The organism is Mycetocola sp. Y444 (genome assembly GCF_059445295.1).
In genome coordinates, this window is record NZ_JCAIUB010000001.1 from 158,805 (window position 1) to 183,147 (window position 24,343).

Below are 24,343 nucleotides of genomic sequence, written 5' to 3' on the forward strand. Positions count from 1 at the left end.
CCATGCTGCGCACCATGTTCACCGCGAAGATTCACCGCGCGACAGTCACCCAGGCCGACCTGCACTACGTCGGCTCGGTGACCGTCGACCTCGACCTGCTCGACGCCGCAGACATCCTGCCGGGTGAGCTCGTCTCGATCGTCGACGTGACGAACGGCGCCCGGTTGGAGACATACACGATTGCCGGTGAGCGCGGCAGCGGCGTGATCGGTATCAACGGCGCGGCCGCACGCCTCGTCTTCCCGGGAGACACGGTCATCCTCATCGCCTATGGGCAGATGACGACCGAAGAGGCGCGACAGTTTGTGCCGAACGTTGTGCACGTCGACTCCGCGAATCGTATCGTCGCGATCGGCAGCGACCCGGCGGAGGCGATCGTCGGCGACGTCGAGACCCCGCCGCACGCGCTGCTTCGCTGAGCCGCGCGCCCTCGCGGCGTGACCCGCGTTGGTTTGCCACAGAACGCGGTTCCGGCCCACCGGGAAACGCATTCTGCGACGGATGAGTGACTGCAACTGCCCCCCGGCGGGGCAGCGATTCGGGTCGTCCGTCGCGTGTGTCGGGTGTGGCGTGCTTGTGTCGACATCTGTGACGGATGAGCGTGCGCGGCGGGGCAGCGATACGGGTCTTCCGTCGCGCGTGGCGCGGGTTAGCCGCGCTCTGCGAGAGACGAGTACCGCGGCCTCAGGCACGCAGCTCCCGTTGCAACGAGCGCGAGGGCGATGACGGCGGCGTGCAGGCGCGAGAGGTCGCCACTTCCTGTCTCGGGCAGCGTCGGTGCTTCCGGCGCCGGTGCTACGGGGGCAACGTGGGGCTGGTCGGCGGGCGGAGGGGGAGCCGGAGGCGCATTCACCGTGGTGATTTCTGTTGCGACGCCGAAGGGTGACGTCCACGGCAGGATTCGTTCGCCACCCTCGGTCGGTGTGGTATCCGATGGAGAAATGCTCTCAACCCAGACGTAGTGCCCTGGCCCGGCCAGCGTGCACGAGGGGGTGACGTACTCGCCCGGCCCCGTCGTAACGACGAGGGTCACCTCGCACGCAACCGGGGCATCGGCCGGGGGATGCTCAGCCGGCACGACCTGGTCGGCGAACGGCCCCAGCAGCCTGCTCCGAACGGTCACCGGCACCGGCACGAATGGCCCGCCAGACGGCCCCGCCACCGGCCACTCGGCGAGTGTCGACGCCGTCCGCTCGACCGCGATGAGCACGGTGTCGGAAATCTCGGCGCCCTCATCCGCGACGGCCGCGCTCGTCCGGGTGGATACCACCGGCTGGAACGGCAGGTCGGACGGCAGGGGAGTGGTCGCGGTGGCCGTGGCGCTCGCCGAGGCGGAGCCAGCCGTAAGCAGATTCTGCGCCGCACCGGAGGACACCGCCATCGTGAGCGCGTTCCCGTAGGGGAGCCCGTCGAAGTGGACCGAGGCTGCCACATCGGCAACCGCGGCGGAGGCAGGCACCCGCACCCGAACCGGAACACCGTTGCGCACAGGGGCACTCGTTGATCCGTCGTCGAAGGTCGCCCCGCTGAGCGTGAGAGTTCCCTCGTGGGCGCCAGCGGGCACGGCAACGGGACCGGCTGCGATGCTGTCGGCGGTGAGCGCCGCCGACACCTGTGAACCATCTCCGTCACGGCTGAACTCAAGGACCGCACCGACCGAGCGGGAGGCCGAGCGCTGTGTCTCGTCGAGCATGCGGCGGGCGAGCTCGAGGACGGCTGCCGCGTTCGCACCGGCGTTCGCGGCAAGTTCCTCCTGGCTATGGCGACCCAGCCCGGTGATCGTCCAGGTCGCGATCTGCCCGGCAGCAGCGGTTGTCGGGTCCTGTGTCCCCGCCCAGGTCCGGGAGATGTAGGCCAGCCGTGCGGCGTCGTCGGGGCTGTACCAGCCGAGCGCAGCTCCGTCGGCGTAGGAGAACTCAGCCCCGTTCGGAGTCGCGCGTTCGGTGTTGACGCAAAAGGCGAGGGTTCCGTCGGCGAGGCGCCACGACCCGAGCCAGAATCCACCGTTCTGGGGCGAGTAGTAGCCGAAAGCCCGACCGGTGACCGGTATGGCGGATGCCGGGGGTGCGGAGAAGAACAGCGGAGCAAGCACGACGGCGACGACGGTAAGGACCAGCACCATGATGCTGGCGCGACGGCGACGGCGACGGCGGCCCGGTGCCGGGGCTGCCTGGGCGGGAAGCGCCGCGGCCCGTGTACGAAAGAGGGATGTCGGGGTCATACCCAGAAGTGTGTTGACGCCGGGCGTCCCCGTGAACCGGACCATGACAACTGTGGGCAGCGCCGCCCATCCGATTCACTGGGGAGGACCGGTTGTGCCCACTGCAGGCCCCGAACCGTCGGTCTGGCCATCGAGCGAGGCGCGCCTACCGCGTCGACGCGCGCAGTCTCCGCAGGTAGAAGGAGCACACGGAGAAACGGATGCCGCGCGGCAGCCTCGGCCAGACCATACGCGTCACGCGAATGACGCGGTCGAACCGCCGCTGCTGCTTCGGCGACCACCGGAATCCGTAGTCCGCGCGAATTCTCTCGTCGAGCAACCCGGCCGTCATCAACCGCGCGAGTGGCATCGCGGCGCGGAGGGGGAGTGGCAGGGACCTCGCCGAGAGCAGCTCCCTGCTGACGGCCCGAGCTTCGGGGGTGACCTCGAGTTTCGCGGTCTCCTCGGCGAAGTAGCGGTCAAAGTCGGCCCGGGTCGGCGGCCACAGCTCCGGTGACATCTGAAGCGCGGTGCCGAGCACCGCGTACTCGCGGTAGATCCGCTCGGCGGACTCGGCGTCGAGCGGCCCGTAAACCAGTTCTCGAACGGTGATCGCAGTGTCATAGAGCGTCGCGGCGACCCAGAGCTGAAGGGCAGGGTCGAACGCCGAGTAGCCGGGTGATTCCGGTGTTGGCCCGGCCGAGACCGGCCCGTGCGCCGCATTGACTCGCCTGGTCACTGCGCGCTTGTCGGCATCGGTTCCGTACACCTGGGCATAGGCGAAGGTCAACGTTGCGTGCAGCCGGTCGAGCGGGCGCGACGCGAAGTCGCTGTGGGACGCAACTCCGAGGCCGACACCGGGGTTGGCGATCTGGAGCAGGATCGCGCGACCGCCGCCCGCCACGAGCACCGCGTCCCCGCCGATGTCGTCAAGAGTCGTCACGCGCCAACCGTAGCCCACGCTCGCCGCCGATAACGGTGAGCCGGTACGCTCCAATGAGACGAAGTAGAGTGGTAACGGCATTTCTCTCGGCGTCGAGATACCTGACGCGGGACGGCCAACAACTGCGCACATCAGCAACGCATTAAGCAGAACGGAAATCCACGTGGATCTTTACGAATACCAGGCACGAGACCTGTTCGAAAAATACGACGTCCCGGTCCTGCCGGGGATCGTCGCTGAGACGCCAGAGGAGGTACGCGCTGCGGCCGAGAAGCTGGGCGGTGTCGTCGTGGTCAAGGCTCAGGTCAAGGTGGGCGGGCGAGGAAAGGCCGGCGGCGTCAAGGTCGCCAAGACCCCTGACGAGGCATTCGAAGCGGCTCAGTCCATCCTCGGTCTCGACATCAAGGGCCACGTCGTCAAGCGCGTCATGGTCGCCGCAGGTGCCCGTATCGCCCAGGAGTTCTACTTCTCGGTGCTGCTCGACCGCGCCAACCGTTCCTACCTGTCGCTCACGAGCGTCGAGGGTGGAATGGAGATTGAGATTCTCGCCGTCGAGAAGCCCGAAGCCCTCGCGCGCATCGAGGTCGACCCGCTCGACGGAATCGACGCCGCCAAGGCCCGCGAGATCGCGGTAGCCGCGAACTTCCCCGCGGAACTCGTCGACAAGGTGGCCGACGTCTTCGTCAAGCTGTACGACGTCTACAAGGGTGAGGATGCCACGCTCGTCGAGGTCAACCCGCTCGTGCTCACCGAAGAAGGCGACATCGTCGCCCTCGACGGCAAGGTCACGCTCGACGAGAACGCCGGTTTCCGTCACCCGTCGCACGAGGCGCTCGAAGACAAGGATGCCGCTGACCCGCTCGAAGCGAAGGCCAAGGCCAGCGACCTCAACTACGTCAAGCTCGACGGTGAAGTCGGGGTCATCGGAAACGGTGCCGGGCTCGTCATGTCGACACTTGACGTCGTCGCGTACGCCGGTGAGAACCACGGCGGCGTAAAGCCGGCCAACTTCCTCGACATCGGAGGCGGAGCATCTGCCGAGGTCATGGCAGCAGGCCTCGACGTCATCCTCGGTGACCCGCAGGTCAAGAGCGTTTTCGTCAACGTCTTTGGTGGCATCACCGCGTGTGACGCTGTCGCGAAGGGTATCGTCGGCGCTCTCGCCGAACTGGGCTCCGCCGCGAACAAGCCCCTCGTCGTTCGCCTCGACGGCAACAACGTCGAGGAAGGCCGCCGCATCCTCAACGAGGCCAACCACCCGCTGGTCACCCTCGCCGCAACCATGGACGAAGGCGCCGACAAGGCCGCCGAGCTGGCTTCGAAGTAAAAGGACGAACGAAACAATGTCAATTTTCCTCAATAAGGATTCCAAGGTCATCGTCCAGGGCATCACCGGCGGCGAAGGCACCAAGCACACCGCACTGATGCTCAAGGCAGGCACCAACGTCGTCGGCGGCGTCAACGCCCGCAAGGCCGGCACCACCGTCGTTCACGGCGACGTCGAGCTTCCCGTCTTCGCGACCGTCGCAGAGGCAATGGAGAAGACCGGCGCTGACGTGTCGATCGCCTTCGTGCCGCCGGCGTTCACCAAGGACGCCGTCATCGAAGCCATCGATGCTGAGATCCCGCTGCTCGTCATCATCACCGAGGGTGTCCCCGTCGGTGACTCCGCCGAGTTCTGGGCGTACGCGCAGAAGAAGGGCAACACGACCAGGATCATCGGCCCGAACTGCCCGGGCATCATCACGCCGGGAGAAGCTCTCGTCGGAATCACGCCGGCGAACATCACCGGCAAGGGACCGATCGGCCTCGTCTCGAAGTCGGGCACGCTGACCTACCAGATGATGTACGAGCTGCGCGAGATCGGCTTCTCGACCGCCATCGGCATCGGTGGAGACCCGATCATCGGCACCACCCACATCGACGCACTCGCGGCGTTTGAGGCCGACCCGGAGACCAAGGCCATCGTCATGATCGGTGAGATCGGTGGCGACGCCGAAGAGCGCGCCGCTGACTACATCAAGGCGAACGTCACGAAGCCGGTCGTCGGATACGTTGCCGGGTTCACCGCTCCCGAGGGCAAGACCATGGGCCACGCTGGCGCCATCGTCTCCGGTTCGGCCGGAACCGCTGCCGCGAAGCAGGAGGCTCTCGAAGCCGCCGGCGTCAAGGTGGGCAAGACCCCGTCAGAGGCAGCACGCCTCATGCGCGAGATTATCGCCGGACTGTAAACCGAACAGACGCACGAACCGAAGGGCGGCAGGAAACTGCCGCCCTTCGTCGTATCTGGCGTGGGAGGACGGCCCGCCGCCCGACGACGGCTAAACTCCAAGTCGAATGAACCGCACAACACTTGCCATGCTCGCCGCGCTCGAGGCGCTCATCACCGTCGCTATCGGAATTGGGGTCACCCTCGTCCCGCTGAGCGTGCTCTGGGCCACCGACTACGGATTCTCGGTCGACTGGCTGGTCTTCTGGCGAGCGTCGGTCGACATCTGGTTGCTCGGAAACGGCGTGGATCTCACCGTCACCCTCCCGAGCGCGCTCGTCGCAGCCATCGGCATCCCCGAGGCATCCGCACCGTTCGTGGTCAGTTTCGTTCCCCTCGCGGTCGCCCTGTTCACCGTGATCATGGGTGCCCGTACGGGTTCACGCGCCGCGGCAAGCAGGCTCTGGCCGATCGCACTGGTCTCGGCCATCGTCACCTTCGTTGTGATCACGGGGCTGCTCGCCCTCACCGCCGTGGATTCCACGGTGAACCCGTCGCTTCTGCAGAGCTTCCTCGTACCCGGTGCCATCTACGCCCTCGGCCTGATCGTCGGCGCACGACGCGTGCTGTTCCGGGCGGATGCCATGGGCAACGGACGGGTGAAAACCTGGGTCACCGGCATTGTGGACAGGTTCGACGACACGGCGCCCGCGGTGCTCTCCGCAGCCCTCCGTGGTGGATTCGCCGCGGTACTCGGTTTCCTCGCCGTGTCTGGGCTCCTGCTCGCTGTCGCCATCCTCGGTAATTTCGGACTCATCACCAGCCTGTACCAGAGCGCCCAGCTCGGCGTCTCCGGCGGGATCATGGCGACGATCGCGCAGTTGGGCTTCCTGGGAAATATCGTCATCTGGGTCGCGTCCTGGCTGATCGGCCCAGGGTTTGCTCTCGGCGCCGGAAGCTCGATCTCACCGGTGAACACGCTGGTCGGCCCGATCCCGGCCTTCCCCATCTTCGGTGCCGTTCCGAACGGCGATCTCCCGCTCGGCTTCCTCGGGCTCCTCGTTCCCTTCATCATTGGCTTCGTCGCGGCGGCTCTCGTTCGCCCGCAACTCGTCCGTGAACTCCGCGGCGGCCCGCTGGCCGCGAGGCTCGCCATTGCCGCCGTCGGGATCGGAGCGGTCGCCGGCCTGGGTCTCGGCCTGCTCGCCTGGTTCTCCGGGGGAGCGATCGGCCCAGGCAGGTTCGAGACCGTCGGCCCGAACCCGTGGCTGGTCGGCGTCTTCACCTTCGCGGAGGTCACGCTCGCTGCCCTCATCGGTATGGCGTCTGGCAAGACCGACTCAGGTCAGCTCGACGTTCCCTCCGGGCGAACAGGTGCCGCCTCGCGCTGATCGACTCCGCCGGGAAGCGACGCGACTGTAGGATTGCCCCGTGCTGAATATCGTCGTGCTGATCTCGGGTACGGGATCCAACCTCCGTGCGCTGCTCGAGGCGTCAGCCGACGCTGAGTTCCCCGCTCGAGTGGTCGCCGTCGGAGCAGACCGCGAGGCCGACGGGCTCGCCCACGCCGAGGAATTCGGGATCCCGACGTTCACCGTTCCGTTCAGTTCCTTCGCCAGCCGCGAGGAATGGGGCGTCGCCCTCCTCGAGCAGATCCGGGTATGGAACCCTGACCTCGTCGTGCTGAGCGGGTTCATGCGACTTCTGCCGCGGACCGTGGTCGACGCGCTCGCACCCCACCTCATCAACACACATCCCGCCTATCTCCCCGAGTTTCCGGGGGCACACGGGGTGCGCGACGCCCTCGCCGCCGGAGTCGACGAGACAGGGGCATCCATCATCGTTGTCGACAACGGCGTCGACCAGGGCCCGGTCATCGTTCAGGAACGCGTTCCCGTCCTGCCGGGCGACACCGAGCAGGAACTCCACGAAAGAATCAAACCGGTCGAACGCCGCCTGCTCGTGCAGACGGTTCTCGACATCGCCAACGGTCTCGATCTCGCTTCCCTTTAGCGCGACCGGCCTCTCAACCCCGTTCACTCGGCATTCCCAAGGAGCACACAATGGCCGGCCCAACACACGACAAGAGCCTGTACCGCGACCGTGACGTCGTGCCCATCACACGCGCCCTGATCTCGGTGAGCGACAAGACCGGCCTCATCGACCTGGCCCGCGCGCTCGCGGAGGCCGGCGTCGAGATGGTGTCGACAGGATCGACAGCCCAGGCCATCAGGGACGCCGGCTACGAGGTGACCGACGTCGCGAGTGTCACCGGGTTCCCCGAGTCGCTCGACGGACGGGTGAAGACGCTTCACCCATCGGTGCACGCCGGTCTCCTCGCCGACCTCCGCCTCGAGTCGCACGAGCAGCAGCTCGGCGACCTCGGTGTCGAACCGTTCGAACTCGTCGTCGTGAATCTCTACCCGTTCGTTGAGACCGTTGCGAGCGGCGCCGTCGGCGACGATGTCGTCGAGCAGATCGACATCGGCGGCCCCGCGATGGTGCGAGCCGCGGCAAAGAACCACCCGAACGTCGCGATCGTTGTGTCGCCCGCCAGCTACGGCGAGATCATTGAGGCCGTCGCGCAGGGCGGTACGACCCTCGCCCAGCGTCGCGAACTCGCCGCGCGCGCCTTCTCGCACACCGCGGCGTATGACACCGCGGTCGCAGGCTGGTTCACAGACACGGCCGAGGGCTTCGGTGCATCACTGACGATCCAGGCCGAGCTGGCCCACGTCCTCCGCTACGGCGAGAATTCGCACCAGGAAGCGGCGCTGTACCTGCGCGCCGGCGGTCACGGCATCGCCCAGGCGACGCAGCTCGGCGGCAAGGAGATGAGCTACAACAACTTCGTTGACGCGGATGCCGCGGTGCGCGCCGCGTACGATTTCACTGCTCCCGCCGTGGCCATCATCAAGCACGCCAACCCGTGCGGAATCGCCGTGGCGTCTCCGAAAGCACCGGATGCCATCGCGTCTGCACACGCTCGTGCTCACGCGTGCGACCCGGTCTCAGCGTTCGGCGGTGTCATTGCGGCCAACCGGATGGTGACCCTCAAGATGGCGGAGACCATCAAGGAGATCTTCACCGAGGTCATCGTCGCGCCCGGGTTCGACGACGACGCACTCGACGTGCTTCGCACCAAGAAGAACCTCCGCATTCTCGAGTTGCCAGCGGACTTCGCGCCGGAACCTCTCGAGGCGAAGCAGGTCTCTGGCGGCATCCTCGTGCAGCAGGCAGACCGGTTCCCGACCGAGGGAAGCGTGACGGACACCTGGAGCCTCGCCGCCGGCGATCCCGCCGACGATGAGACCCTCGCTGATCTCGCGTTCGCGTGGACAGCGTGCCGTTCGGTGAAGTCGAACGCGATTCTCCTCGCGAAGAATGGTGCGTCTGTCGGTGTGGGGATGGGCCAGGTCAACCGTGTCGACTCGTGCCACCTCGCGGTCACGCGCGCCGGCGACAGGGCCGCTGGTTCGGTTGCGGCATCCGACGCCTTCTTCCCGTTCGCCGACGGACTCCAGGTGCTTCTCGACGCGGGCGTTCGTGCCGTCGTGCAGCCGGGCGGTTCGGTTCGGGACGAAGAGGTCATCCAGGCCGCGAGGGCCGCTGGGATCACGATGTACTTCACGGGGGAGCGCCACTTCTTCCACTAGAAGACCGGCCCTCCAGCTGGAACGTTGGCGCTCCGAGTCAGCCACTAGGCTCAAGCCATGACTGTTTCGTGGGGCCGCAGGCTCGTTTCGTCCTTCCTCGCCGCACTGACGACGGTTCTCGTGACCCACGCTGCCAGCGTGTTCGTGTTCTTCGTTTCGCAGCAGTACCAGTCGGCTGTGCTCACGCAGGTCAGCGACTATTACTTCCTCGGCAGTCTCTTCGCCTTCCTGCTCGTCTTTGTCTTCGCCATCGTCGGCGCCCTGAGGCAGTGGTGGACGGCACTTCTGGTCGGCCTGTTCGCCGGGCTCGTCGGTGCGCTGATCGGTACAGGCATCACGACACTCGCCGGTGGGTTCGGCCTCAACGGCGAGGTGATCGAGTACCTCTTCGGCACGCTGGTCAGCATCAACGGCGTCTACGTTGTGGTTGCCACGATCATCGCCCCCACCATCGGCCGGGCCGTCTACACGAGGGCCATCGAGTGGAAGGCGGCAGCGGCCAAGGCTGGCGCGCGGGTCGCACTGGTGAGGATGCCGGCGTCGAACCTCGCCAAGGGGACCGTCACCCACATCGATCGCACGCCCGTCGACACCGAACTCGCCGACACGCAGTGGGACGCATACACGAAGGCCCTGGAGAGCAATGGCTGGACTACCCGCGAGGTCACCTTCGCCGACAAGCTCGCCGACTCAGTCTTCGTAGAGGACACCCTGGTTGTTGTCGGCCCGGTGGCGATCGTGACACGATCCGGGGTCAGCAGCCGCCGTGACGAGGCGGAGGCCGCCGAGGAGACTGCTGAGTCGCTCGGTCTTCGGATCGAACGGATCATGAGCCCAGGCACCCTCGACGGCGGTGACGTGCTGATCGTCGGCAACAGGATCTACGTCGGTCGCGGTGGACGGACCAACGCGGAAGGGGTCCGCCAGTTGCGCGAGATCGCGACGCGCGAAGGCTACAACGTCACAGCGGTCCGCGTCACGAAGGCGCTCCACCTCAAGACCGCGATGACGGCACTCCCGGACGGGACCATCATCGGTCACCCCGACCTCGTCGATAACGCTGCGTTCTTCCCCCACTTCCTTGCGGCGCCGGAGAGAGCGGGCGCCAACGTGATCGCGCTGTCCGAGGACACAGTGATGATGTCAGCGTCAGCGCCGAAAACGGCGAAGCTCGTTGAGGACCTGGGTTACACGGTTGTCAGCGTCGACATCAGCGAGTTCGAGAAGCTCGAGGGTTCGGTGACCTGCCTCTCGGTGCGGGTCGGCTAAACCCGGCAAAAAACTTCTTGCGACGCTGAGCACCACGTTCTAGGCTGAAGGGCTGTACTGCGGCAAGGAGGACGTGATGATGTACCCGATGAAGACACTGGCTCAGAGCCCAGCGGCCTCGGGGGTGCGCCTTTCGCGAGTCCGCCCCTCCCGATCGCACCTCCTGGCCAGGATTTCGTATCCCGCGTCCTGACACCGCCGACGAGCCTTCCGTCGCGGTCGACGGTTCCGTCGCAGCTGTCCCGCCAGGGAATCTGCCGTCTCACACCTTCGTTTCTCCGGGAACATAACGCTTTCCCTCTGCCCGCCCGTCGGGCTCTTTCATGGAAGAGAAGTCTCTCGCTATGGCTCGTCACACCGACGCCAGTACAACCCAGCCAGTATCGAACCACACCTCGACACTGAGCACATTCCGCTCACTCCTGCGGATCTACCCGTACGCGAAGTCCGCGCTGCCGCGGATCTACCTCGGCATGGGCGCTGCGCTCGGCGCCGGTCTCGTTGCCCTTGGCATCCCCCTGGTGCTCGAGGCTCTCGTCGACGGCCCGCTCGCGACGAAGGACACGTCGCAGATCTGGTGGGCGGCTGCGGGTGTGCTCGGACTGGGCATCCTCGAGGCTGTCTTCATCGCCCTGCGGCGCTGGTTCGTGCTGACCCCCGGCACCCATGTCGAGGCCGCAATGCGCAATTCGCTGTATGCCCGGCTTCAGGACCTGCCGGTCGCCTTCCACGACCGCTGGCAGTCCGGACAGTTGCTCTCCCGCGCGATCAGCGACCTCAACCTCATCCGCCGCTGGCTGTCGTTCGGGCTCGTGCTGCTCGTGGTCAACATGGTCACGATCGTGATCGGGGCCGCCGTTCTCTTCTACTGGCACTGGCTTCTCGGCACGATCTTCCTCACCCTCGCGATCCCGGTATGGATTTACGGCTTCGTATTCGAGAAGAAGTACTCGATCATCGCGAGGAGGAGCCAGGACCAGGCCGGTGACCTCGCAACGGCCGTCGAGGAGTCCGTGCACGGCATCCGAGTGCTCAAGGCGTTTGGCAGGGGAAAGTACGCGCTGCGCAACTTCGAGTCGCAGGCGGAGAGCCTGCGGGGGACGGAGATCGAGAAAGCCAAGGCCATCGCTGGCATCTGGCTGTGGCTGCTTCTCTTGCCAGACATCGCATTTGCGCTGTGCCTGTTCACCGGGATCTGGCTGGCGTCGACCGGAGAAATCACCGTCGGCCAGTTGTTCGCGTTCTTCGCGACCGCGACGGTGCTGCGGTTCCCGATCGAATCGATCGGGTTCCTGCTGTCGATGACGTTCGACACCAGGACGGCAACCGACAGGTTCTTCGAGGTGCTCGATACCGCGAATACGATCACCGACCCGGAGAACCCGAAGACGATCCTCGCGCCGGAGGGACGCCTCGTGTTTGAGGATGTCCACTTCCGGTACCCGGATTCGCCTGCCGACGTGCCCGACCTGATCGACGGCGTCGACCTTAGCCTCGAGCCGGGGGAGACCATGGCCCTCGTCGGCCTGACCGGCTCGGGAAAGTCGACACTGACGGCGTTGCCGGCACGCCTGTACGACGTGACCGGTGGGCGGGTGACGCTGGATGGAATCGACGTGAGGGACCTCAGGCGCGAGGAACTCCGCACCCACATCGCGATGGCCTTCGAAGATGCGACGCTGTTCTCGGCATCCGTTCGCGATAACGTTCTGCTCGGACGAGCTGACCTCGATCCGACAAGCCGTGAAGCGGATGCCGTCATGAACGAGGCTCTCGACATCGCGCAGGCCGGCTTTGTGCGCGACCTGCCCGACGGTGTTGACACGAAGGTCGGCGAAGAGGGACTCAGCCTCTCCGGCGGACAGCGACAGCGGCTGGCTCTCGCCAGGGCGGTCGCGGCGAACCCCGCGGTCCTCGTCCTCGATGACCCGCTCTCTGCGCTCGACGTGGACACTGAGGCTCTCGTGGAGGCGGCCCTCCGGCGCGTGCTCGCCTCGACGACGGCGCTCGTCGTCGCACACCGGCCGTCCACGGTCATGCTGGCCGACCGGGTGGCCCTGCTCGAGAATGGCAGGATCACCGCCGTTGGACGACACAGCGAGCTGATCAGGACCAACGAGCACTACAAGTTCGTGATCTCGAGCCTCGAGGACGAAGAGAAACGCGAGGCCGCCGAACAGATCGACCGTGCCCTCGCAGAGGAAATTCGGGAACAGGAAGAGGTGAGCAAGTGAGCACCGCAACGGTGGACGGCGTCGAGGGTGAAGAACGCGACGACTTCACGAAGAAGGAGAGCGCGCAGATCCGGCGCAGGTCGCTGAGACTGCTCGGCTCGCTGCTCGCGCCGCTCAAGCTGCGCCTTGTCCTGACGATGCTCGTTGTAACCGTCTCGGTCGCGGCCCAGGTGGCCGGCCCCGCGCTCATCGCATTCGGCATCGACAGGGGCCTGCCGGCCGTTCTCGAGTCGAACGACTGGATGCCGGCGTTCGTCATTGTCGGGCTGTACCTGTTCACCGGTGTGATCGGCGCGATCCTGATGGCCTGGTACACCGTGCTGAGTGCGCGGGTCGGGCAGGCGATCCTCATCGACCTGCGCAAACGGGTGTTCCTCCAGACCCAGAAGCTCAGCCTCGAGTTCCACGAGAGCTACACGTCCGGGCGCATCATCTCGAGGCAGACCAGTGACCTCGACGCGATTCGCGAACTCCTCGATTCGGGCATCAACCAGCTTGTCTCCGGCATCCTGTATATGCTCTTCACCGGAGTGGCACTGTTCCTGCTCGACGGCATCAGCGGACTGGTTCTGCTTGGCTCGCTCGTGCCGCTCTACTTCCTCACCCGCTGGTTCCAGAAGCGGTCGCAGGCGCTGTTCCGCCAGTCGCGCGTGGCATCCGCGAAGGTCATCGTGCAGTTCGTCGAGACCATGACCGGCATCCGTGCTGTGAAGGCGTTTCGCAAGGAGAAGCGCAACGCCGAGCACTTCGGTGAACTCGTCGAGGACTACCGGAGCGTCAACGCGAGGGTCATCCAGCTGTTCGGCGTCTTCGACCCCGGTCTCGTCTTCATCGGAAACGTCACCGTCGCGATCGTGCTGCTCGTTGGCGGGTTCCGTGTCATCGACGGCTCGCTGGCGATCGGTGCCCTGCTCGCCGTTGTGCTGTACACGCGTCGTTTCTACGACCCGATGGAGGAGATGGCGATGTTCTACAACTCCTACCAGTCAGCCGCGGCCGCGCTCGAGAAAATCTCGGGTGTGCTCGAGGAGAAGCCGACGGTTCCTGATCCGGTGCATCCCGTCGATCTGTGGACGGCGCGCGGACACGTGCACTTCGACGGTGTGCGATTCGCGTACAAGGACGACAACGTCGTGCTGCCCGACTTCACCCTCGATCTGCCCGCTGGCCAGACGATCGCGCTCGTCGGGTCAACCGGGGCGGGAAAGTCGACTCTCGCCAAGCTGATCTCGCGGTTCTACGATCCGACAGAGGGAACCGTGACCCTGGACGGCATCGATTTGCGGATGTTGCACCCCAAGGACCTGCGCCGGGCGATCGTCATGGTCACCCAGGAGGCGTACCTGTTCTCGGGTTCCGTCGCCGACAACATCGCGATCGGGAAGCCAGAGGCCAGCCGTGACGAGATCATGGCTGCCGCCCGCGCTGTCGGGGCTGACACCTTCATCGAGTCGCTGCCGAACGGGTACGACACCGACGTCAACAAGCGCGGCGGCCGGGTGTCGGCGGGCCAGCGCCAGTTGATTTCGTTCGCCAGGGCGTTCCTCGCCGACCCTGCGGTGCTCATTCTCGACGAGGCGACGGCATCCCTCGACATCCCGAGCGAGCGGCTCGTGCAGGAGGCGCTGCAGACCCTGCTCGCCGATCGCACAGCGGTGATCATCGCGCACCGGTTGTCGACGGTGGCGATCGCCGACCGGGTGCTCGTGATGGAGCACGGCAAAATCGTGGAGGACGGCAGCCCCTCTGAGCTGATCTCGGGCACCGGCAGGTTTGCCCAGTTGCACGCGGCGTGGCGGGACTCGCTGGTTTAACAGGACATCGCACGGTTGACAGGACGAAAGCCCGCTTTCTCGCCTGTTAACCGTGCGATGTCCTGTGAACCGGGTGACAGCATCCGCTGTTCTCAGACGAAGGCGGATGCCGCGACGCGGTAGCCGCCGTCTGCGCGCGTCTGCAGCGGGGTCCCCTCGGCCTCGTAGTGAACGAGTGCCTCTTCCTCGTGGGACTGAGGCGGCAGGCCGCCGGCCCGCACGACGCGCCACCACGGGACATCGCTGCCGTAGAAGGCCATGATGCGACCGACGCCGCGAGCGGAGCGCGAACCGAATGTCGCGGCGACCTGTCCGTAACTCATGACGCGACCGGGCGGGATCGACTCGACGATGTCGAGGACTATCGCGACCTCGTCCCGTGCTTCCGGCTGGGCACCTGCCACGGTTCTAGAGCTTGCGGACGCCGACTGTCTCGCCGTACTGCGTCTCGCTGACCGGCTCGAATCCGACGTGGCGGAAGAACGCCTCCGGGCCGAGCTCTCCGGGTTCGTAGATGACGTTGACGTGATCGAATCCGCGCTTCGCGGCCTCGGAGCTGAGCGCCTCAACAGCGAAAGTACCGACGCCGCGACCCTGGTCGTCAGCATCGACGTTGATTCGCCACAGGATGGAGCGGAATTCGTCTTCGCCGTCGGGGTCGAAATTGGCCTGGACGAAACCCACGACCTCGTCACCGTCGAGGATCACCCGCTGCCAGGTTGTGGCCGGGTCGAGCACGGCGGCAGCGACGGAATAGGAGACCGGAGCAACAAACTGTTCCTGTCCCGGCTTGAGAGTCAGCGTGTTGACAGCGACGATCGTAGAGGCGGACAGTTCGACGAGTCTCAGTTCAGGCATGCTGCAAGGCTAGCCGGAACCGTCCGGTCTCCGGTAGCCGGGAGCGTCACTGACGGTTAAGTTCAGGAACCGTTAACCCGGGGATTCCGCAACGCCCCGAGCGGCAGCCGAGCGCCGATCGGAGTGCCTCCGAGGCCTGTCCGACGCGTACCATCGAGTGCGGAGGTGGGAAATGTCGTCAGTGTCACCGCACTCGAGCCGATCGGAGGCCGAGGGGCAAACGCTCACCGGTCGTGAACTGCTTGTTCGGGTTTTGGCGCGGATGGACGGCGAACTGCCCTGGTTTCAGGTGCTCCCCGCCGCGAGGCGGGCGGCCATCGAAGAGATCACGAGGTCGCTCATCGAGGCGTTCGTCTCATACTGCTCGCACCCGGACCCGTCGGCTGTCCCGCGCGTGTTTGGCGAAGCGCCCGCCGAGCTTGTTCGTTCGATCAGCCTCGAGCAGACGCTGCAGCTGATCCGGGTGTCCGTCGCCGCCGTCGAAGACAGCCTCATCGGTCCCGAGGCCGCTGCGTACCGCGAAGCCAGCCTCGACTTCTCCCGTCAGCTGGCGTTCGAAGCGGCCGAGATCTACGCGGTCTCCCGCGCGTCGCCAGGGCTGTGGGACCCGCGACTCGAGCAGCTGGCCATCGATTCGGTTCTCGCCGGCCGAGGGGTCGCCGATCTGGCCGATCGCCTCGGTGCTGTCGGCTGGCGCGGGGGAGGAGCGAGCGTTGTCGTCGTCGGTGCCGTCGGCGATACCGTCGACGAAGACCGGCTGCGCCGCGCGGTCTGGGCCGCGGGCGCCGATGCGCTCGCCGGTGTGCGCAACGGGCGCTTCATCCTCGTTCTGTCGTTACCGGTGGCGGATGCGGGCGAGCACGCGGCCCAGGCCGCGTCGAACGACGTGGCCGTCGCGCTGGCTCGGGTCGAGCAGATAGCACGGGACATCGTCGCGGCGACGCTGTCGGAAACCACCGTTCTCGGGGATGTGGTCGTTTCGATGGCCGATGCGGCCACGAGTGCCCGGGCCGCGGTATTCGGTGCGCGGGTCGCTCACACCTGGCTGCAGGTGCCGACGATTGTCAGCGCCGATCAGCTCTTGCCTGAGCGCGTACTCAACGGTGATGCCGACGCCCGAACGGCGCTCCTGCAACGCGTCCTGGTTCCGCTGCAGGACGGCGCGAGCGACTGGCTCGAAACCATCGCCATCTACCTCGACAGTGGCCGCTCGATCGAGGGCTGTGCGCGAGCGCTCGACGTGCACGCCAACACGATCAGGTACCGGCTGGCCCGGGTGTCCGAGGTGCTGGGCTTCGACGTCACCGCCCCACGGAACGCGTTCACCGTGCAGTGCGCGCTGCGACTCGCGAGCTGATCGCCAACAACCTGAAATCTCTCGATATCAAGATAGTTGCGGCTCTCAGGTAAGCTTGACGACGGTCGGTAAGGCCCCACAAGCTAGGAGCTTTCTATTGTCAAAAATTAAGGTTGAAGGCACAGTCGTCGAGCTCGATGGCGACGAGATGACCCGCATCATCTGGCAGTCCATCAAGGACACCCTGATTCACCCGTACCTCGACGTGAACCTCGAGTACTACGACCTCGGCATCCAGAAGCGTGACGAGACGGATGACCAGATCACCATCGATGCTGCTCACGCCATCCAGAAGCACGGCGTCGGCGTCAAGTGCGCGACGATCACACCCGATGAGGCTCGCGTTGAGGAATTCGGCCTCAAGAAGATGTGGAAGAGCCCCAACGGAACAATCCGTAACATCCTCGGCGGCGTGATCTTCCGCGAGCCGATCATCATCTCCAACATCCCGCGTCTCGTACCGGGCTGGAACAAGCCGATCATCATCGGTCGTCACGCTTTCGGTGACCAGTACCGCGCCACCGACTTCCTCTTCAAGGGCAAGGGAACACTCACGGTCGAGTTCACGCCCGAGGACGGTTCCGAGCCGCAGAAGTTCGAGGTCTACCAGGCCCCGAGCGACGGCATCGCCCAGGTTCAGTACAACCTTGACGCGTCAATCCGCGACTTCGCGCGTGCGAGCCTCAACTACGGCCTCACCCGTAACTACCCGGTGTACCTCTCCACGAAGAACACCATCCTCAAGGCATACGACGGCCGGTTCAAGGACATCTTCCAGGAGATCTTCGACGCTGAGTTCAAAGAGCAGTTCGATGCCGCTGGACTGACCTACGAGCACCGCCTCATCGACGACATGGTGGCATCCGCCATGAAGTGGGAGGGCGGATACGTCTGGGCCTGCAAGAACTACGACGGAGACGTGCAGTCTGACACCGTCGCGCAGGGCTTCGGTTCGCTCGGTCTCATGACCAGTGTTCTCGCAACACCGGACGGCAAGGTTGTCGAGGCTGAGGCCGCACACGGAACTGTGACGCGCCACTACCGCATGCACCAGCAGGGCAAGCCGACGTCGACCAACCCGATCGCGTCGATCTTCGCCTGGACCCGCGGGCTCTCGCACCGCGGCAAGCTGGACGGCAACGACGCTCTCATCGAGTTCGCGTCAACCCTCGAGGACGTCGTCATCAAGACCGTCGAGTCGGGCAAGATGACGAAGGACCTCGCGCTCCTCGTCGGACCCGAGCAGCCGTACCAGACCACCGAAGAGTTCCTCGCCGAGATCACGGCGAACCTCAAGGCTCGCCTGGGCTAAAGTCAGCAACAACAAAACGCTCCCCGATCCTGTGGATCGGGGAGCGTTTTCGTTGTGCTGCGGGGGTTAGCCCTGGCAGACCGCCTGCAGGTCGCCGAAGGTGGTCTGGACCTCGGTAATGGCATCGGTGAGCGCCGTCTGGTCCGCGTTATCGGGGTCAGCGGCCGCGATTTCCATTTGTTCCGCGAAACCGCTGAGCGCCTCTGTGGCCTTCGTGCTTTCCGGCTTGACGTCGTCGTTGGTGATCTTGTCGTTCGCCTCCGAGAAGGTCTCCGAGAGCTCGGTCACGGCTTCAGCGCCGGCGACCGGGTCGTTCCCGAACGATGAAACGCTGTCGCTGAGTTCGGCCTGTGCATCCTCGAGTGTTGACTGCACGATGGAGCAGGCCTCCGCCTGCGACTGCCCACTGGCGCACCCGGTGAGGAAAAGGCCAAGAACGGCAATGATGCCGATCGTTGCCGCGCTGGTTGTTCGGTTCCTGGACACAAGTTCCCCCTGAAAGAAAGTGCTGGGTGAGAGCGATGAGTAATCGAATTGACTGTATCAGCGTGAAGATGGGGAACCCCTGCCGCTGCTGGCATCGCCGAAGAAGCGAGGCCGCGCCGCATGGCAGACTGTGAGCAGTTATTACCCCCGCACCAAAGAAGAATGTGAGTCCATGGCTGAAGTTGTGATCGTCGAAAACTCCCGTGCCGCCGGTGACCTGGTGGCTGACGCCATCCTGTCGCTGATCGCGTCGAAGCCCGATGCGGTTCTTGGCCTCGCCACAGGGTCGACGCCATTGCCGGTGTACAAGGCACTTGCGGCGCGAGTGGGAGATATCGACCTCGGCAAGGTGTCAGCCTTCGCCCTTGACGAGTACGTCGGGCTGCCGGCGTCCCACCCCGAAAGCTACACATCAGTCATCAACCGCGAGGTCGTCGAACCGCTCGGACTGGTGCCGGAGCGGATTCACGTTCCCAACGGAGCGACTGAAACCATCCGGTCGGCCGGTGCGGACTACGAGCGAGCGATCCACGAGGCTGGCGGGGTCGACCTGCAGATCCTCGGCATCGGTTCCGACGGTCACATCGGTTTCAACGAGCCAGGATCGTCGTTCGCCTCCCTCACCCGTGTGAAGACACTCACCGAGCGCACCCGTTCAGACAACGCCAGGTTCTTCGACTCACCCGACCAGGTCCCCATGCACTGCATCACGCAGGGCCTCGGCACCATCCTGCGGGCACGCCACCTCGTGCTGCTCGCGTTCGGTGAAGGCAAAGCGGATGCTGTCGCCGCGGCTGTGGAGGGACCGCTGAGTTCGATGCTTCCCGGTTCGGCGATCCAGCTGCACCCGCACACGACGGTCGTCGTCGACGAAGCGGCCGCGTCGAAACTCAGGCTCGCCGACTACTACCGGTACACGTACGACAACAAGCCCGAGTGGCAGGGGATTTGAGCGACAGGGTGGTCGACCTGCTCTCGCCTGGGCAACTGGCTGCTCGCGCCCGGATGCGCCGTGAACGAGCGATCGGCGACGCCCAGTCGGACTGGTCGATGGTCATCGAGGGCTGGAGCGGTGGCCGCCAGGTCTTCGCTTTCGCGCTGCCCACCCTCGACGCTCTCGCCGGGCCGCTCCTGGTGGCGCGCTCTGCCCTCAACGTCGACACGGTTGTCCTGTTCACCGACTCCCGCGTCTTCGCGCTTGAGCCCGGCGATATCGATGGCCAGCGCACCGCTGAGCGTTACCAGCGCGGTGAGGTCTCCCTTCTCGAGCTCGCGATGGCAGGAGACCCTCGCGTCATCGACCAGCTGGTGATCCTGCCGTTCAGCGTCGAGCGCGGCGTTCTCGACCCCCAGATGATCCGCTACCTCACGCGGTACGAATCCGGCCGGGAGTCGGGTGTTATCTGGGATATCGACGGCGACGAGCCGGTGACCGCGACCATCAGCGGTCCGATTCATGGCGTGCTCACCTGGGCGATGCAGGACAACGCGGTCGGGCCAGACGGACAACTGGCTCAGCCGGGTGAAGCGCTGATGTGGGAAGAACTCGACGCCCACCTGTTTGGGATCGTCGCTGCCGCGCTCAACACGGCGTCAGAGGGGCGCTTTGTGATCCTCGACGCCCACCCGAAAATCGCCACAGCAGCGGGGTTCGCACCGTTGTCGGCGCCCGGAGGAATCCTCATCGGTGACACAACCGCCGAGAGCGTCGCGCAGCTCGTGGCCTGGGACGTGGCGCGGTAGCCGACTCGCGCGGAGCCGGAGCCGGCGCCGGAGCCGGTGCCCGTCGGGGCGGTCGAGGTCGAAACCATCAGTTCCGGTCGAAAACACCCGGCGCAACTGATGCGCTCGACCGGAACTGATGTTTTCGAGTGCGGGCCAAGTGTGGCGCAGCTCGTGGCCGGGGAAGCGGCGCGCTAGAAGACCTTGCCCGGGTTGAGGATGCCGTTCGGGTCGAAAACCGTCTTGATGCGGCGCTGGAGCTCGAGCTGGGTCTCGCCGAGTTCATCGCCCAGCCAGCGTTTCTTGAGGATCCCGATGCCGTGTTCACCGGTCAGGGTGCCGCCGAGCTTCAACGCCGCTCCGAACAGCTCGTCGGCCGCGCGCCAGATCAGGTCGGGAACCTCAGGGCCATCGAAGATGAAGTTGGGGTGGAGGTTGCCGTCGCCGGCGTGGGCGACGGTGGGAATCCGGATGCCGTATGCCTGCTCGATCCGGACGATCTCCGCGAACATCGCCGGCAGTGCGCTCCGGGGAACAGAGACGTCTTCGATCAGGGTGGTTCCCAGGCGGGCCATTGCGGGGTGCATGGCCCGACGAACGGCCAGGAGCTGCTCGCCGGCGACCGGGTCCGTCGACAGTTCCGCCCGCCCGCCCATCGCGAGAATGATGCCGAGCGCCGCGTCCGCTTCTGCCGCTGCGGCCGGTCCGTCGGTCTGCACGACGAGGTGCGCCTCGCCGGTGGAGACGGAGGGGAGGGCAAGCAGGGTCGCGGTGGCCTCGAGCGACGCCGCGTCCATGATCTCCATCACCGCTGGCTGGATTCCGGCGGCGGTAATCCCCGCGGACGCGGCAGCGGCATCCGTCACCGTCGGGAAATAGGCGGCGATCGTCGCTACGGCACCGGTGACCAGCGGGCGGATGCGCACTGTCGCGCCGGCAATGACACCGAGCAGCCCCTCTGACCCCACGAAAAGGGCGGTGAGGTCGAGCCCGGTGACACCTTTGACACTGCGGTGACCGAGCTCGAGTACCTCGCCGCTCGCGAGCACGACGGTAAGGCCGAGCACCGCATCGCGCGTGACGCCGTACTTGGCGCAGAGCAGCCCGCCAGCGTTGGTCGCGATGTTCCCGCCGACGGTGGAGATCGCCTTTGAGGCGGGGTCCGGTGCGAACCAGAATCCATGCTCGGCGAGGATCTCGTTGAAACGACCATTGAGGATGCCCGGTTCGATCACCGCAAGCTGGTCGGCCGGATTGATCTCGAGCACGCGGTCCATGGCGAGCGTTGACAACACGATCTCACCGCCAGACGCGATGGCGCCACCGGCAAGACCGGTGCCCGCGCCGCGAGTCACGACGGGCGTTCCCGTCGCGTTGGCGATGCGCAGCGTTGTCGCGATGTCGGCCACCGACGTCGCGGTGACCACGGCGAGAGGGGCGGATGCCGACACGTGGCCGGACTTGTCGGCCTGCATGAGCGCCAGCGAAGCGGCATCCGTCACAACGGCGGTGCCAAGCTCGGCGACCAGCTGGCCGACGACGTTCATCGGCTGAACTCGCGTCGGCCGTTCACCACGCCGCTGATGACGGCGACGACGCCGAAGACGAGGGCAACGAACGGGACGCCGAGGTCCCACCACGCGAGTGCGGCAGCGCCCATGACGGCGAGTTCGATGAGTGCCTTGCCGTACGGGTCGATGTGGAAGACCGCCTTGGGCGAGCGGAAGAGCCCCCACAGCAGGATGGCGATCACCGGAGCGCCGATGCCGATGACGAAGTTCCATGGCAGCGACCAGGCCAGGAAGCCCCAGATGCCGAGAGACACTATCGCGAAGAGCTCGAGGAAGAGCCTGAGGATGTCGTTGGGTGTTACTGAGGGCTGCGAGGTATCTGACACCCCTCCAGTTTAGGTGGGGCCAGCGCGCCGGGCCGCAGGGCGGTCGTGTGGATTACTTGAAGATGATGGTGCGCGCACCGTCGAGCAGGACCCGGTCTTCAGCGAACCACTTGACCGCCTGGGTGAGCGTGCGGCTCTCTTCGTCCTGGCCGATCGCGACGAGCTCAGACGCGCTGCGCGAGTGATCGACCCGAACCACGTTCTGCTCGATGATCGGTCCCTCGTCGAGGTCGCTCGTCACGAAGTGCGCCGTTGCGCCGATGAGCTTCACACCACGGGCGTGTGCCTGGCGGTACGGGTTCGCTCCCTTGAATCCGGGGAGGAAGGAGTGGTGGATGTTGATGGCCCGGCCGGCGAGGCGCTCGCAGAGTTCGGGGGAGATGATCTGCATGTACCTGGCCAGCACAACGAGCTCGATGTCGAACTCGTCGACCGCGTCGAGGATGCGCCGTTCGAACGCCGCCTTTGACGCGGCATCCGTCACCGGGATCGATTCAAACGGAACGCCGTAGAACGACGCGAGGTCGCGCAGGGTGCCGTGATTTGAGAGCACGAGCGGAATCTCGACGGGGAGCTGTCCAGCCCGCTGCCGGAACAGCAGGTCGTTGACACAGTGCGCCGCTGTCGACGCGAGTACGAGCGTGCGCAGGGGGCGTCCGACCACGTCGAGGCGCCAGGTCATGTCGTAGTTCTCGGTGACGGGGGCTATCGCTGCCTCGAAGTCCTCGCGGCTGCCCGGTGACTCGACCTGCAGGCGCATGAAGAACCGTCCGGTATCCGCGCTCGAGAACTGCTGGCTCTCGGTGATGTTGCCGCGCGCGGCGACGACGGCCCCGCTGATCGCGTGGACGATGCCGGGCTGGTCGCTGCAGACGAAGGTGAGGACCCAGTGGTTCTGAGGTTCGTGGTGTGCGGAAGCTGTGATCACTGTTCAAGGTTAACCGGTGACGGATGCTCTTCCGAGCGTTGGGCGTCCGGGTCGCCTCAGGGAGCGTCGGGTAGACTTGATTCTGGTCGGCGCGTTCCGTCGGCCCTGGGCGCGCACACCAGCGCGTAGACGAACTCGGATCCTGCCGTACGGCCGATCGAGTGAACGCCATCGTTGGATATCCCCGATGACCACATCTTCCGTTTCACACCCGCGCGCCGCCGCGCCTGCCGCCGGTCCGTTCCCCTGGGTCGGCCTGATCGCGCTCGCCGCGACAGTCTTCCTCTCCGTCTCGAGCGAGATGATCCCGACCGGGCTCCTGCCCGAGATGAGCCGCTCCCTCGGCGTCACGCCGTCGCAGGTCGGCCTGCTCGTGACCTTCTTCGCATTCACCGTCGTCGTCTCGAGCGCGCCGCTCACCGCGGCGACCGTTCGCCTGCCGCGACACGCACTCATGGTCGGCATCCTCATCGTGCTCGGTCTCAGTAACCTGCTCACGGCGATTTCGCCCACCTACGAACTCGTCGTCGCGTCGCGGGTGCTCGGTGGCCTTGCGCACGGCCTGTTCTGGGCGCTCGTCCCCGCGTACGCCGCACACCTGGTGCCCAAGGACCAGATCGCGCGTGCCGTATCGATCACGCTCGGCGGCGGAACCCTCGCGTTCGTGCTCGGGGTTCCGCTCGGGACGGTTCTCGGTCAGTCGATCGGGTGGCGCTGGGCGTTTGCGGCGATTGCCATCGCCCTCGGCCTCGGTGCCCTCGCGGTGCTGCGCTGGCTGCCGAAGGTGGAACGGGAACCCATCCCTTCCCGGCTCGAGTCGGAACCGCGGCGAGACCCGACGGTTCTTCCCGTCGCGGCGATCTGTGTCACCGTCGCCATTGTCATGATCGGCCACTACGCGCTCTACACCTTCATCGCGCCGTTCGTCACCGACAGCATGGGCCTCGCGCCGGAGCACCTCAGTGCAGCTCTCTTCATCTACGGGGGAGCGGGCGCGGTCGGCCTCGTGCTCACGAGCACGGTGTTCGCACGGAGAACGTCGATGGGTCTCATTGCTGCGCTCGCAACGACAGCTGTCGCCGTCACTGTGATGGCCATGTCGACGTCGACGCTGTGGCTTTCCGGCCTCGCCCTCATCGTCTGGGGGCTCGCGTTCGGCCTGATCGCCCCGCTCCTGCAAACGAGGATGCTGCACACCGCAAGCCCGAGGATCCGGGACACCGCGAGCGCCTTCTACACCACCGCGTTCAACGCCGGGATCGGCGGGGGAGCGCTGGTCGGCGCGGTCCTCCTGGACTGGCAGGGTGTCGGATTCCTTCCGGTCGCGAACGTCACGCTGACTCTGCTCGGACTCGTGATTATTGTCCTGACCATCCACGTCACCGAGCGCCGGTCACGGTCGCGGGACGAACGACCGGTCAGGGACTCCTCCTCCGTCGGTTAAACTGAAGACCAATC

The 24,343-nt window shown here is 65.8% G+C and carries 22 protein-coding genes; 14 read left to right on the forward strand and 8 right to left on the reverse strand.

Translation table 11 applies throughout. The features are described from left to right. Positions 1–2: 2 nt before the first annotated feature. Positions 3–419 (forward strand): aspartate 1-decarboxylase, encoded by a 417-nt coding sequence (panD, locus tag AC1C2M_RS00750; RefSeq protein WP_483404834.1) that lies wholly within the window; start codon positions 3–5, stop codon positions 417–419. A gap of 230 nt (positions 420–649) precedes the next feature. Here panD and AC1C2M_RS00755 read toward each other — a convergent pair whose 3' ends face one another. Beyond that, the gene (locus AC1C2M_RS00755) at positions 650–2,221 is read right to left on the reverse strand and encodes a hypothetical protein (RefSeq protein ID WP_495434926.1); all 1,572 of its coding nucleotides are present in this window, start codon (positions 2,219–2,221) and stop codon (positions 650–652) included. A gap of 145 nt (positions 2,222–2,366) precedes the next feature. Further along, complete coding sequence (locus AC1C2M_RS00760) at positions 2,367–3,143, reverse strand: oxygenase MpaB family protein (protein ID WP_495434927.1); 777 nt, start codon at positions 3,141–3,143, stop codon at positions 2,367–2,369. A 163-nt stretch (positions 3,144–3,306) separates the two neighbouring features. Between AC1C2M_RS00760 and sucC the strand changes: the two genes are divergently transcribed. From sucC to AC1C2M_RS00800, 8 genes are all read left to right on the forward strand, one after another. Continuing rightward, positions 3,307–4,470: an ADP-forming succinate--CoA ligase subunit beta gene (gene sucC, locus AC1C2M_RS00765; protein ID WP_495434300.1), complete on the forward strand. Its 1,164-nt coding sequence runs from the start codon at positions 3,307–3,309 to the stop codon at positions 4,468–4,470. A 16-nt stretch (positions 4,471–4,486) separates the two neighbouring features. Further along, complete coding sequence (sucD, locus tag AC1C2M_RS00770) at positions 4,487–5,374, forward strand: succinate--CoA ligase subunit alpha (RefSeq protein WP_483404830.1); 888 nt, start codon at positions 4,487–4,489, stop codon at positions 5,372–5,374. Between the two features lie 106 nt (positions 5,375–5,480). Continuing rightward, positions 5,481–6,743, forward strand: coding sequence for a cell division protein PerM (locus tag AC1C2M_RS00775; RefSeq protein WP_495434928.1), 1,263 nt, complete (start codon positions 5,481–5,483; stop codon positions 6,741–6,743). 40 nt (positions 6,744–6,783) lie between these two features. Then, a complete protein-coding gene (gene purN, locus AC1C2M_RS00780) occupies positions 6,784–7,365 on the forward strand; it encodes a phosphoribosylglycinamide formyltransferase (protein WP_483404828.1) in 582 nt (193 codons plus the stop codon). Between the two features lie 50 nt (positions 7,366–7,415). After that, complete coding sequence (gene purH, locus AC1C2M_RS00785; RefSeq protein ID WP_495434302.1) at positions 7,416–9,008, forward strand: bifunctional phosphoribosylaminoimidazolecarboxamide formyltransferase/IMP cyclohydrolase; 1,593 nt, start codon at positions 7,416–7,418, stop codon at positions 9,006–9,008. A 57-nt stretch (positions 9,009–9,065) separates the two neighbouring features. Further along, positions 9,066–10,277 (forward strand): dimethylargininase, encoded by a 1,212-nt coding sequence (gene ddaH, locus AC1C2M_RS00790; RefSeq protein ID WP_483404826.1) that lies wholly within the window; start codon positions 9,066–9,068, stop codon positions 10,275–10,277. A 344-nt stretch (positions 10,278–10,621) separates the two neighbouring features. Beyond that, on the forward strand, positions 10,622–12,511 hold the full coding sequence (locus AC1C2M_RS00795; protein WP_495434929.1) for an ABC transporter ATP-binding protein: 1,890 nt from the start codon (positions 10,622–10,624) through the stop codon (positions 12,509–12,511). Continuing rightward, positions 12,508–14,325: an ABC transporter ATP-binding protein gene (locus AC1C2M_RS00800; RefSeq protein ID WP_495434305.1), complete on the forward strand. Its 1,818-nt coding sequence runs from the start codon at positions 12,508–12,510 to the stop codon at positions 14,323–14,325. The genes AC1C2M_RS00795 and AC1C2M_RS00800 overlap by 4 nt, the downstream gene beginning before the upstream one ends. A 92-nt stretch (positions 14,326–14,417) precedes the next feature. On the opposite strand, the gene AC1C2M_RS00805 is transcribed toward AC1C2M_RS00800, so the two are convergent. Continuing rightward, positions 14,418–14,729 carry an MGMT family protein gene (locus AC1C2M_RS00805; RefSeq protein ID WP_495434930.1) on the reverse strand — a complete coding sequence of 104 codons (312 nt, stop codon included), beginning with the start codon at positions 14,727–14,729 and terminating at the stop codon, positions 14,418–14,420. 4 nt (positions 14,730–14,733) lie between these two features. Further along, the gene (locus AC1C2M_RS00810; protein ID WP_483404822.1) at positions 14,734–15,183 is read right to left on the reverse strand and encodes a GNAT family N-acetyltransferase; all 450 of its coding nucleotides are present in this window, start codon (positions 15,181–15,183) and stop codon (positions 14,734–14,736) included. A gap of 172 nt (positions 15,184–15,355) precedes the next feature. On the opposite strand from AC1C2M_RS00810, the gene AC1C2M_RS00815 reads away from it, so the two are divergent. Further along, the gene (locus AC1C2M_RS00815) at positions 15,356–16,540 is read left to right on the forward strand and encodes a PucR family transcriptional regulator (protein ID WP_495434307.1); all 1,185 of its coding nucleotides are present in this window, start codon (positions 15,356–15,358) and stop codon (positions 16,538–16,540) included. 97 nt (positions 16,541–16,637) lie between these two features. Further along, positions 16,638–17,852, forward strand: a complete 1,215-nt coding sequence (locus AC1C2M_RS00820) for an NADP-dependent isocitrate dehydrogenase (RefSeq protein WP_483404820.1) — start codon at positions 16,638–16,640, stop codon at positions 17,850–17,852. A 66-nt stretch (positions 17,853–17,918) separates the two neighbouring features. Here AC1C2M_RS00820 and AC1C2M_RS00825 read toward each other — a convergent pair whose 3' ends face one another. Then, complete coding sequence (locus AC1C2M_RS00825; RefSeq protein ID WP_483404819.1) at positions 17,919–18,338, reverse strand: hypothetical protein; 420 nt, start codon at positions 18,336–18,338, stop codon at positions 17,919–17,921. Positions 18,339–18,510: 172 nt separating this feature from the next. Between AC1C2M_RS00825 and nagB the strand changes: the two genes are divergently transcribed. After that, positions 18,511–19,290 (forward strand): glucosamine-6-phosphate deaminase, encoded by a 780-nt coding sequence (nagB, locus tag AC1C2M_RS00830; RefSeq protein ID WP_483404818.1) that lies wholly within the window; start codon positions 18,511–18,513, stop codon positions 19,288–19,290. Beyond that, positions 19,275–20,081 carry a hypothetical protein gene (locus AC1C2M_RS00835; protein WP_495434931.1) on the forward strand — a complete coding sequence of 269 codons (807 nt, stop codon included), beginning with the start codon at positions 19,275–19,277 and terminating at the stop codon, positions 20,079–20,081. Before nagB ends, AC1C2M_RS00835 begins: the two co-directional genes overlap by 16 nt. A 173-nt stretch (positions 20,082–20,254) precedes the next feature. On the opposite strand, the gene AC1C2M_RS00840 is transcribed toward AC1C2M_RS00835, so the two are convergent. The 3 genes from AC1C2M_RS00840 to purU are packed head-to-tail and all read right to left on the reverse strand — an operon-like array spanning position 20,255 to position 22,882. Continuing rightward, on the reverse strand, positions 20,255–21,607 hold the full coding sequence (locus AC1C2M_RS00840; RefSeq protein ID WP_495434932.1) for an FAD-binding oxidoreductase: 1,353 nt from the start codon (positions 21,605–21,607) through the stop codon (positions 20,255–20,257). After that, positions 21,604–21,957 carry a YrdB family protein gene (locus AC1C2M_RS00845; protein ID WP_108962855.1) on the reverse strand — a complete coding sequence of 118 codons (354 nt, stop codon included), beginning with the start codon at positions 21,955–21,957 and terminating at the stop codon, positions 21,604–21,606. Before AC1C2M_RS00845 ends, AC1C2M_RS00840 begins: the two co-directional genes overlap by 4 nt. A 52-nt stretch (positions 21,958–22,009) precedes the next feature. After that, the gene (purU, locus tag AC1C2M_RS00850) at positions 22,010–22,882 is read right to left on the reverse strand and encodes a formyltetrahydrofolate deformylase (RefSeq protein ID WP_483404984.1); all 873 of its coding nucleotides are present in this window, start codon (positions 22,880–22,882) and stop codon (positions 22,010–22,012) included. A 190-nt stretch (positions 22,883–23,072) separates the two neighbouring features. Here purU and AC1C2M_RS00855 point away from each other — a divergent pair, with 190 nt between their 5' ends. Then, complete coding sequence (locus AC1C2M_RS00855; protein ID WP_495434312.1) at positions 23,073–24,329, forward strand: MFS transporter; 1,257 nt, start codon at positions 23,073–23,075, stop codon at positions 24,327–24,329. Positions 24,330–24,343: the final 14 nt, after the last annotated feature.